The 1,527-nt window shown below is 68.0% G+C and carries 1 pseudogene; it reads left to right on the forward strand.

What is annotated here, in order from left to right:
• Positions 1 to 1,527: pseudogene (locus BN903_RS08905) on the forward strand (Na(+)/H(+) antiporter subunit D); the annotation flags it as partial.

A 1,527-nucleotide genomic window follows, 5' to 3' on the forward strand; every position in this document is an offset into this window, starting at 1 on the left:
AACGTCGACCAGTTCTCGCTGCTGATGGGCGTCGTCGTCGGGTTCCTCGCGACCGCCGCGGTGCTGTACGCCTACGGGAGCGAGGCCCCGACGTGGGTGACCGCGTTCGCGCTGATCTACGTCGCCACGACCGTCGGGACTATCTACGCCGGCGACTGGCTCACCCTGATCTTCTTCTGGGAGCTGATGGCCGTCACCTCGACGCTGCTCGTCTGGCAGCACGGCGGGGCGGCGGTCCGGGCCGGCTACCGCTACGCGCTGTTCCACGGCACGGGTGGGACGATCCTGCTCGCGGCCGTCGTCGTCCACGGCGTGTCGATGCTCGGTAGCGTCCCGGCGGCCGAGATATTCCTGTTCTCGTCGACGACCGGGATCCACGCCTCCGCGACGGTCCTCGCGGCGGTCGGCATCGGGATCAACTGCGGGTTCATCTTCCTGCACAGCTGGCTGCCCGACACCTACCCGCGCCCGCACGTCGCGGCGTCGGTGTTCCTCTCGGTGTTCACGACGAAGACCGCCGCCTACGTGATGTACCGCGCGTTCCCGAAGGGACGGAATGTGGCTCGCGTACCTCGGCGGGTTCATGGCCGTCTACGGCGCGTTCTTCGCGCTGCTCCAGTACGACCCGCGCCGGCTGCTGTCGTACCATATCCAGGCGCAGGTCGGCTACATGCTCGCCGGGTTCGGGCTGGCGACGTACGTGGGCGACTTCGCCGTCGTCGGCGGGTTCGCGCACCTGTTCAACAACGTGCTCTACAAGAGTCTCCTGTTCATGGCGGTCGGCGTCGTGATCTACCGGACCGGCGTCGAGGACATCCGCGAGATGGGCGGGCTCTGGCGGGTGATGCCGGTCACGTTCCTCGTGTACCTCGTCGGCGCGGCCTCGATTACCGCGGTGCCGGGCTTCAACGGGTTCATCTCGAAGGGGATGGTGATCGACTCCGCCCACGAGGTCCACAACTACGTCCTGCTCCTCGACAGCGGGCTGCTCTGGTGGCTACTCATCCTCGGCGGCGTAGGGACGTTCATGTCGTTCATCAAGCTCGGTTACTACGTGTTCTTCCACGGCTCCGCGACGCTGTCGCCGGACGACGCCACCGCGTTCCAGACCGGCGGGATGCTGCTGGCCGCGGGGGCGTGCGTCTTCTTCGGCGTCTTCTACGGGCAGCTGATCGAGCTGATGCCGTTCACCGAGTTCATCCGGGGCGACGAGGTGTACTTCAACCCGTACAGCCAGAGCCACCTGACCGAGAGCGCCGCGCTGCTCGTCGCCGGCTTCGTCGGTTTCTTCCTCGCTGAAGCGCCCGCTCGCGTGGGTCGCCCACCGGATGCCTGACATCGACGCCCTCCTCTTCCCGGGCGCGTTCTACCTCGGCCGGTACTCTGTCTGGGGCGTCACGGAGCTGTGGGCAGCCGTCGACCGGGCGACGATGGCGCTCGCCGGCGCGACGATGCGGACCGCGTCCGATCCGCGCGGAGCCCTCTCCCGCGCCGGGGTCGACGTCGAGATCCGGGCCGGAATCGGCC

The sequence above is a fragment of the Halorubrum sp. AJ67 genome (genome assembly GCF_000513435.1).